Source organism: Cellulomonas avistercoris (assembly GCF_014836445.1).
In the GTDB taxonomy this organism is placed as follows: domain Bacteria; phylum Actinomycetota; class Actinomycetes; order Actinomycetales; family Cellulomonadaceae; genus Cellulomonas; species Cellulomonas avistercoris.
Window position 1 is genome coordinate 25,962 of the sequence record NZ_JACSQV010000012.1, and the last position, 8,556, is coordinate 34,517.

The window sequence follows — 8,556 nt, forward strand, 5'->3', positions numbered from 1 at the left end:
GGGAGGGAGGTGGGGGTCGCCTGGGGTGGGGGGCGGCCGCCCGCGCCAGGTCGGCCGCCATCCGTTCCGTCGCCGCCTGCTCGGACCGGCTCGGGCGCACGGCCAGCAGGGCCCACAGGATCGTCGTGAGGTCCACGGCCTCCTGCAGCCAGGCGCCGGCCAGGGCGGGCAGCGCGCCCGCGGCGGCGACGAGCATGAGCCCGACCGACAGCACGACGCCGATGCCGATGGCCTGCCACGCGACGCGCAGCGTGCGGCCGCCGATCTGCACCGCGCGCGCCACGCGGGACAGGTCGTCGACGGTGACGACGACGTCCGCCGACTCGCTCGCGGCGCTCGCGCCGCGCGCGCCCATCGCGATGCCGACGTCCGCCGCCGCCAGCACCGGGGCGTCGTTCACGCCGTCGCCGACCATCATCACGGGACGGCGGGGGGCCGAGCGGATCGCGTCGACCTTGTCCTGCGGCAGCAGCTCGGCGCGGACGTCGTCGATGCCGGCCTCGTCGGCGATGCGGCGCGCGACCTGGGCGCCGTCACCGGTCAGCATCATGACGGTCCCGACGCCCGCGCGGTGCAGCGCCGCGATGGTCGCGCGGGTCTCGGGCCGCAGCTCGTCCGCGAGCGTGAGGAGGCCCGCGGGGCGTCCGTCGACGGCCACGTGGACGCCCGTGCCACCGTCGCCCTGCGCCGGTGCGACGCCCGTCTCGCGGGCGACGTAGCGGGCACTGCCCACCACGACGACCCGGCCGCCGACCGTGCCGCGCATCCCGTGCGCGGGCACCTCGGTCACGTCCTCGGCGGCCGGCACGACGAGGCCGTCCTCGTGCGCGCGGTCGACCACGGCGTCGGCGAGGGGGTGGCTCGAGTACTGCTCGACGGCGGCCGCGAGGACCAGCAGCTCCTCGGGCGTCATGCCGTCGGCGTGGACCTCCGTGACGCGCGGCTCCCCGTGCGTGAGCGTGCCCGTCTTGTCGAACGCGGCGGTGCGCGCGCGGGCCAGCTGCTCGAGCGTGCCGCTGCTCTTGACGATGATCCCGGCGCGCGCCGAGCGTGACATGCCCGCCATGAAGGCGACGGGGGCGGCGATGATCAGCGGGCACGGCGTGGCGACGACGAGGACCTCGGCGATGCGCGTGGGGTCCCCGGACACGAGCCACGCGCCGACGGCCAGCGCGAGGGCGCCGATCGTGAAGGGCACGGCCACGCGGTCGGCCAGCCGCACGAAGGGCGCCTTGGAGTCCTGCGCCTCGCGCACGAGCGCGACGATGCGCTGGTACTGGGAGTCGGCGGCCGCCGCGGTGGCCCGCAGCTCGATCGCCTCGCCGCCGTTGACCGAGCCGGACAGCAGGCCGTCGCCCCGGACGTGGTCGACCGGGAGCGACTCCCCGGTCAGCGACGACTCGTCCAGGGTGGCGTCGGGGGACTCCAGCACGCCGTCGACGGGCACGGCCTCGAACGGGCGCACGAGCAGCCGGTCCCCGACGACCACGTCCTCGACCGGGACGTCCGTGGGCTGGTCGTCGGGGCCGAGGCGGTGCGCCGTGCGGGGCGCGTTCTGCAGCAGGCCGGTCAGCTCGCGCCGCGCGCGTCCCGCCGCGTAGTCCTCCAGCGCCTCGCCGCCCGTGAGCATGAGGCACACGACCAGCGCCGCCCAGTACTCGCCGACGGCCACCGTCGAGGCGATGGCGGTCACGGCGAGCAGGTCGATGCCGTGGTTGCCCGCCCGCAGGTCGTCGACCATCCCGCGGGCCTGCACGAGCGCGACGACGACGGCGTAGGCGGAGACGACCCAGCGGGCCGCGCCGTCGGGGCCGGTCGCCTCGAGCAGCCCGCCGATGACCGCGACCGCGAGCGTGGCCACGACGAGAGGGTGGGCGAGGAGGCGCCCGACGAACGTGCGCATACCTCAGTGGTACGCCGCCGGGGGGCCGTCGACAAGCAAGGACAGGCAGTCCTGACCTGGGTCGGAGCGCCGTGACGACGGCCGCCGGCAGGCCTCCATCGAAGGATGGAACCCGCGCGGGCCCGTCGCAGGAGGCTCGATGGGGACCCCTGCTGATTCCTAGGTTCGAGAGCGACACCACAGCCCTCGAGCACAGGAGCACACCATGAGCACGCTGACCACGGCCGAGGCGACGCGCACCGCCGTCCGCCTCGTCGACATCCACAAGACGTACCCGGCCCGCGAGCCCGTGCACGCGCTGCGCGGCGTGTCGCTGGAGCTGCTCGCCGGCTCCGTGACCGCGATCGTCGGGCAGTCCGGCTCGGGCAAGTCCACGCTCCTCAACTGCGCCGCGGGGCTCGACACCCCCAGCCGCGGCTCGGTCGTCGTCGGGGGCCACGACCTCACGACGCTGCGACCGGACGACCTCACCCGGTTCCGTCGCGAGCACGTGGGCTTCGTCTTCCAGGCCTACAACCTCATCGGCCACCTGACCGCCCGCGAGAACGTGCGCCTGCCGCTCGTGCTCGCCGGCCGCAAGGTCGACGAGGAGTGGGAGTCCCGGCTGCTGGAGTTCCTCGGCGTGCCGCACCTCATGGACCGGCTGCCGGGCGAGCTGTCCGGCGGGCAGGCCCAGCGCGTCGCGATCGCCCGGGCGCTCGTCACGCGGCCCGCGGTCGTCTTCGCCGACGAGCCGACGGGCGCGCTCGACTCCCGCACCGGGGTCGCCGTGCTGCAGGCGCTGCGCGACACGGCCCAGGAGCTCGGGCAGACCGTCGTCATCGTGACGCACGACGCGGGGGTCGCCGCCGCCGCCGAGCGCGTCGTCGTCCTCGCGGACGGGCTGGTCGTCGACCAGCTCGAGCGCCCCACCGCCGAGCAGGTCACCGCTCGCCTCCTCACGAAGGGTCGGTGAGCACCATGTGGCAGCTCGCGTCCTCGGGCGTCCGCGCCCACCGCGGTGCCTTCGCCGGCACCGCCGTCGTCCTCGCCGTCGCCGCGGCGGTCCTCGCCGTCACCGGTGTCCTGTTCGAGTCGGGCACGCGCCTGCAGTCGGCCGGGGACGCCGCCTCCGGGGGGCTGCTCGTGTCCCTCGCCTCGTCGTACGCCGGCACGCTCATCGTCGTCGTCGTGATGGTCGTCGCGGCGACCGTCAGCCTCGCCCTGCGCAGCCGTCGCCGCGAGTTCGCGCTGCTCCGCGCGGTCGGCGCCACCCCGTCGCAGGTGCGCCGCGCCGTCACCCTCGAGGTCGGTGTGGTCTCGCTCGTCGCGGCCCCGCTGGGTGCCGTCGCCGGCCTGTTCGGCGCCCGCCTCCTCGACCCCGTGCTCGTGCGCAGCGGCATGGTCGGGCCCGACTTCACGTCCTCGCTCTCGCCGCTGCCCGTGCTGATCGCCGTCGCGCTCATCGCCGTCACCGCGGTGCCCGTGGGGCGCCTCGGTGCCCGCGAGGCCGCCCGCACCGCACCCACGGCCGCACTCCAGCAGAGCGCCGTCGAGGACCGTCAGGTCGGCCTCGGCCGGCGGCTGACCGCCCTGGCGATGACCCTCGGCGGCCTGGCCGTGGCGTTCTCGACGCTGTGGATCCCCGGCACCACCGGCAGCGCGATGGCCTCGCTCTCGGCGTTCCTGCTCATCGGCGCGGCCGCGCTCGCCGGTCCCGTGCTGGTCGGCTGGATCTTCGACCGGGTCGCTCGCATGCACCCCGCCGGCGGCCGTCCCGCCACGATGCTCGCCGTGCGCAACGTCCGCGGCTTCTCGCGGCGCCTCACCACCGTCGTCGTGCCGCTCGCCCTGGTCGTCTCCGCCGCCACCATCCAGACGAGCGTCAACGCGGCCCTGACGACCGCGACCGAGCAGGAGTTCGTCGCCGCGGTCGCCGCGGACCTCGTCGTCACGCCCGGCCAGGACGCGACGCAGGACCTCACCGCACAGGTCGCCGAGGTGCCCGGCGTCAGCGCCGCCGTGCCGCTCGCGATGATCCCGGCCGAGGTCCGCACGGACAGCGAGGGCGGCGCGCTGGCCTGGGAGGCGGCTGCCCTGCGGGTCGTCCCCGCCGGCACCACGGCGCTCGACCCGGACGTCGTCACGGGCTCGCTCGCCGACATCGACGCCCCGGACACCGTGGCCGTCAGCAGCGACACGGCGTTCACGTCCGGCGCCGGGCTGGGGGAGACGCTCACGCTCCGCCTCGGCGGTGACGAGGTCGACGCGACCGTCGTCGCGGTGTTCTCGCGCGGCATGGGGGTCGCGGGGGTCATCACGGGTCCCGCGACGGCCGAGGCACACGGGTTGCCGGTCGTGGCCGACACCCTGCTGGTCGACCTCGCCGACGGCGCGGACGTGCCCGGCACGACTGCGGCGATCACGGCGCTGGGCGCGACGGCGGCGGACCCGCAGACCCACATCAGCACCGCCATGAGCGCGGCCGGCAACGAGAACGAGGTCGGGACGGCGCTGCTCCTGCTGCTGCTCGCGGTCGTCGCGGTCGGGGCGGCCAGCACGCTGGCGATGACCACGGTCGCGCGGCGCGACGAGCTCGCGCTGCTGCACCGCACGGGCACGACCCGTCGCCAGCTCATGGCGATGACAGGCGTCGAGGCCGCGATCACCGGCGTGACGGCCTGGGTCGTCGGGACCGTGGCGGTCGTCCCGGCGCTGATCGGGGTGAGCGCGGGGGTGCTCGACGGGCTCCCGGTGGTGGACGTGCCGGCGTACGGCGTCGTCAGCGCGGCCGTGGTCGTCTTCGCCCTCGTCGCGACCTGGCTCGCGGCCCGTCGCACGACGCAGGTGGCCACGGCCGTCGTCGCGTAGGCCACGGCCCCACCGCACGGGCCCTTCATCCCCCGGGGGTGGAGGGCCCGTGCCGCGCGCGTCAGACCCGCAGGCCCTCCACGCGGGCCCCCGGCGCGATCGTGGGCTCGGCGGAGTTGAGCTGCTCGATCGCGAAGCCCGCGGCCGCCTTGTACCCGGCCATGAAGGCGGTGCGCTCGACCTCGGGGACGACGTCGTCGATGTCGTCGAAGTCCCCGCCGCACCGCTCGTCGACGAGGTCGAGGAGCCCGAACGGCCCGGCGCCGCGGTTGCGCAGGACCAGCTGGGAGATCGGCCCGCAGAGCTGCTCGTCGAACGCGGCGAGCGCCTCGGGGGCCACGCCGTGGCGCAGGATCGCGGCGCCCAGGTGGCGGGCGTCCATGATCGCCTGGCTCGCGCCGTTGGACCCCGTGGGGTACATCGCGTGCGCGGCGTCGCCGACGAGCAGCACGGGTCCGTCCTGCCACGTCGGGACGGGGTCGCGGTCGATCATCGGGTTCTCGTAGACGACCTCGGCGCGCGCGAGCAGGTCCGGCACGTCGAGCCAGTCGTACGTCCAGCCGTCGAAGTGGTGCGCGAACTCCTCGACGCCCACCTGCCGGAACCAGCCGCTGCGCTGCCACGCGGTGTCGTCCACCCGCAGCTCGGCGATCCAGTTGACGGTCGCCAGCCCGGTACGGGGGTCGGCGGGCGAGATCGGGTAGACGACGACGCGGTGCCGGGCCGAGCCGAGGCCCACGAACGACGAGCCCGTGCGCACGGGCACGGCCTGGGTGGTGCCGCGCCACATCATCGTGCCGCCCCAGCGGATGGGGGGCTGGTCGGGGTGCATCTGCGCGCGCACCGCCGAGTGGATGCCGTCGGCGCCGACGAGCAGGGTCCCGTCCTCGCGCCAGGGCGTCCCGTCGGGGTGCTGCCCGGTCGCCGTGACGGTGCCGTCGGCGTGCGTCTCGTAGCCCGTCACGCGGTGGCCGAGCCGGATCGCGTCCGCGCCGGCGCGGTCCTGGAGCGTCTGCGCGAGCAGCAGCTGCAGGCGGCCGCGGTGCAGCGCGTACTGCGGCCAGCGGTACCCCGCGAGCAGGCCGCGCGGCTCGCTGTAGATGTCGTTGCCGTTGCGCCCGACCAGCGCCCACTCGCGCGCGGCCACGCCGATCGTGTCGAGCACGTCGGGGCCTATCCCGAGGTCGTCGAGCTCGCGCACGGCGTTGGGCTGCAGGTTGATGCCCACGCCGAGCGGCGCCAGCTCGCGCGCGCCCTCGAGCACCGTGAACGGCACGCCGATCTGGTGCAGCGTGAGGGCGACGGCGAGCCCGCCGATCCCGCCGCCGGCGACGAGCACCCGTGGTTCCGTCATGTCCGAGGTCCTCATCCCACGCTGTAGAGGTCGATCTGCACGGTGCTCGCGTCGCGCGCGCCCGTGCCGACGAACACCATCCGGTTGAGCCACCGGTAGTCCGGGTGGCCGCTCTCGAGCCGTGCCGTCGAGCGCATGTAGTACGACTCGGGCGGCGTGGGGGCGCCGGACGCGAGCTGTCGCATCACGTCGGGCGGGCCGTGCCGGTAGCCCTGGTTGACGATCTCGACGATGGCCCCGTCGGGTGTCTCGAACGCGTAGCGCGCGTGCAGCTCGGCGACGTCGTCGTGCGTGACGGACTGCCAGTCGGCGCCGAGGTGCAGGATCGTCCCGCTGACCTTGCCGGTGACCCGCCCGCCGACGATCGGGATGATGCGCCGCTGACCGAAGCGGCCGAGGCCGAGGTCCATGATCGGGGCGAGCTCGACCTCGAGCGTGCAGAACGGCTCCACTTGGGGTGGCTGCAGTGCCAACAAGTGTCCTCCCGGGCGTCGAATGGACGCACCCTACCGGGGGTCCCGGCCGGACATCAGGTACTCACTGCTCGCCCGCCGGGGTCGAGATGATCGCCTCCCACCGCGTCATGGCTTCCTCCGGGGTCATCGCCGTGACCTCGGCCGCCGGGACGCCGCGACCGGTCAGTCGACGCGCGAGCCACTCCGGCACGACCTCACGGCGGGCGGGCTCGGACGAGGCGCTGAGCCCCTCAGCCGGCTTCCCCAGGAGCTCGAGGACGTCGGCGAGCGTCCGCGCAACAGGGCTGTCACCGAGCGACGCGATGCGCTCCGTCATCTCGTCGTACACCTCGTCGTCGTTCCGGGCGCCTGCCGCCCACACCTCCGCGACGTCGAGGTAGACGTCTCCCACCGCGTCATGCGTCACTCGCCACACGATCCGCCAGTGGCGGTCGCCGACCGTGAGCTTGCGGAACTGGATCAGCCCGCCCACGAGAGGTTCCCCGGCTTCAGGGTTCCGTTCGAGCAGCAGCATCTTCTTGAAGCACCACCGGACCGCCGGGGGGTCCTTCTGCGCCAGGCGGGTGAGGTCGTCGAGTGCCGGCTCGGTCAGGCGGACGACGACCCGGGTCGCGTCGGGGTGTCGTCCGGACTTCCGTGCGCTCACTCCCGGCCTGCGGCCAGGTCATCGTCGAGCTCGGCCTCGAGGTCGGTACGGTCGAGGCCGAACGCCGTGATCGCCTCGTCGAGCGATCCGCGTACCCCGGTGTCCGTGGCCGCGCGCACGAGGGCGAGCGCCGCGTCCCGCAGGTGGCTCTCGAGGTCCCGCAGGGCGTCGAGGTGCTGGGTCGACACGACCGCGGCCACCGGCTTTCCGTGCCGGGAGACGATGATGTCCTCGCCGCGCTCCGCGTCCTTGATGAGGCCTGCGACACCGCGGGCCGTGGCATCGCTGACGGAGACGGTGCGGGCCGATGTGAGGACGGTCATGGGCAAAACTGTACAGAAAATCTGTCCAGATTGACAGATCGGTCAGGTTGTCGTGGAGCCAGGCCCTTCCCGGGGGTGCCGGGACGCGCCTATCGTTGGCACACCAACGACTGGCGACGACGCCACCGAGGAGGCCACCGTGCACCAGATGGACGGCACCGCCGACACCCCGGAGCTCCAGCAGCTCTACGCGGACTTCGAGGCCGAGAGCCTGGCCCCCCTCTGGACGCAGCGCGACGACCTCATGCCCGAGGTGCCCTCGCCGAAGGCCGTGCCGTACGTCTGGCGGTGGAAGTCGCTGTACGACATCGCCGAGCGCTCGGGCCGCCTCGTCCCCGTGGGCCGCGGCGGCGAGCGGCGCGCGATGGGCCTGGCGAACCCCGGCCTGCCCGGCACCGCCTACGCCACGCCCACCCTGTGGTGCGCGATCCAGTACCTCGGCGGCCACGAGACCGCGCCCGAGCACCGGCACAGCCAGAACGCGTTCCGGTTCGTCGTCGAGGGCGAGGGCGTGTGGACCGTCGTCAACGGTGACCCCGTCGCGATGCGCCGCGGCGACCTGCTGCTCACGCCGGGCTGGAACTTCCACGGCCACCACAACGACACCGACCAGCCCATGGCCTGGATCGACGGCCTCGACGTGCCGTTCTCGCACTACGCCGACGTCGGCTTCTTCGAGTTCGGGGCCGAGCGCGTCACGGACGAGGCGTCGCCGGACGTCTCGCGCTCGGAGAGGCTGTGGGCGCACCCGGGCCTGCGCCCGCTGTCGGGCCTGCAGGACCAGACGAGCTCGCCGCTGTCCGCCTACCGCTGGGAGCACACCGACCGTGCGCTGACCGAGCAGCTCAAGCTCGAGGACGAGGGCCACCCGGCCACTGTCGAGCAGGGCCACGCCGCGATCCGGTACACCAACCCCACGACCGGCGGCGACGTCATGCCGACCCTCCGCTGCGAGTTCCACCGCCTGGGGGGGGACGCGTACCGCCGCGTCAACGAGCGGTTCG

At 74.4% G+C, this 8,556-nt stretch carries 8 protein-coding genes; 3 read left to right on the top strand and 5 right to left on the bottom strand.

The features are described 5' to 3' along the window. Positions 1-1,903 (bottom strand): heavy metal translocating P-type ATPase (locus H9657_RS13695; protein WP_191784093.1); only part of this gene is annotated, 1,903 nt, incomplete at its 3' end. A 205-nt stretch (positions 1,904-2,108) separates the two neighbouring features. Here H9657_RS13695 and H9657_RS13700 point away from each other — a divergent pair. Then, entirely contained in the window at positions 2,109-2,858 is a 750-nt protein-coding gene (locus H9657_RS13700; protein ID WP_191783981.1) for an ABC transporter ATP-binding protein, read from the top strand. A gap of 5 nt (positions 2,859-2,863) precedes the next feature. Further along, positions 2,864-4,753: an FtsX-like permease family protein gene (locus H9657_RS13705; protein ID WP_225215332.1), complete on the top strand. Its 1,890-nt coding sequence runs from the start codon at positions 2,864-2,866 to the stop codon at positions 4,751-4,753. Between the two features lie 61 nt (positions 4,754-4,814). Here H9657_RS13705 and H9657_RS13710 read toward each other — a convergent pair whose 3' ends face one another. The 4 genes from H9657_RS13710 to H9657_RS13725 all read right to left on the bottom strand — a co-directional run bounded on the left by H9657_RS13710 (position 4,815) and on the right by H9657_RS13725 (position 7,552). Continuing rightward, the gene (locus H9657_RS13710; protein ID WP_191783983.1) at positions 4,815-6,107 is read right to left on the bottom strand and encodes a flavin-dependent oxidoreductase; all 1,293 of its coding nucleotides are present in this window, start codon (positions 6,105-6,107) and stop codon (positions 4,815-4,817) included. Positions 6,108-6,118: 11 nt separating this feature from the next. Then, positions 6,119-6,580: a DUF3237 domain-containing protein gene (locus H9657_RS13715; RefSeq protein WP_225215319.1), complete on the bottom strand. Its 462-nt coding sequence runs from the start codon at positions 6,578-6,580 to the stop codon at positions 6,119-6,121. A gap of 64 nt (positions 6,581-6,644) precedes the next feature. Beyond that, complete coding sequence (locus H9657_RS13720; protein WP_225215320.1) at positions 6,645-7,229, bottom strand: type II toxin-antitoxin system RelE family toxin; 585 nt, start codon at positions 7,227-7,229, stop codon at positions 6,645-6,647. Beyond that, positions 7,226-7,552: a type II toxin-antitoxin system Phd/YefM family antitoxin gene (locus H9657_RS13725; protein WP_191783985.1), complete on the bottom strand. Its 327-nt coding sequence runs from the start codon at positions 7,550-7,552 to the stop codon at positions 7,226-7,228. Before H9657_RS13725 ends, H9657_RS13720 begins: the two co-directional genes overlap by 4 nt. A 148-nt stretch (positions 7,553-7,700) precedes the next feature. Between H9657_RS13725 and H9657_RS13730 the strand changes: the two genes are divergently transcribed. Beyond that, the coding region (locus H9657_RS13730) for a cupin domain-containing protein (protein WP_225215333.1) at positions 7,701-8,556 on the top strand (856 nt) is incomplete at its 3' end.

Coding starts and splice junctions, on each gene's coding strand:
- H9657_RS13705 (WP_225215332.1), top strand. CDS start 2,864: ATGTGGCAGCTCGCGTCCTCGGGCGTCCGCGCCCACCGCGGTGCCTTC.
- H9657_RS13710 (WP_191783983.1), bottom strand. CDS start 6,107: ATGACGGAACCACGGGTGCTCGTCGCCGGCGGCGGGATCGGCGGGCTC.
- H9657_RS13725 (WP_191783985.1), bottom strand. CDS start 7,552: ATGACCGTCCTCACATCGGCCCGCACCGTCTCCGTCAGCGATGCCACG.
- H9657_RS13700 (WP_191783981.1), top strand. CDS start 2,109: ATGAGCACGCTGACCACGGCCGAGGCGACGCGCACCGCCGTCCGCCTC.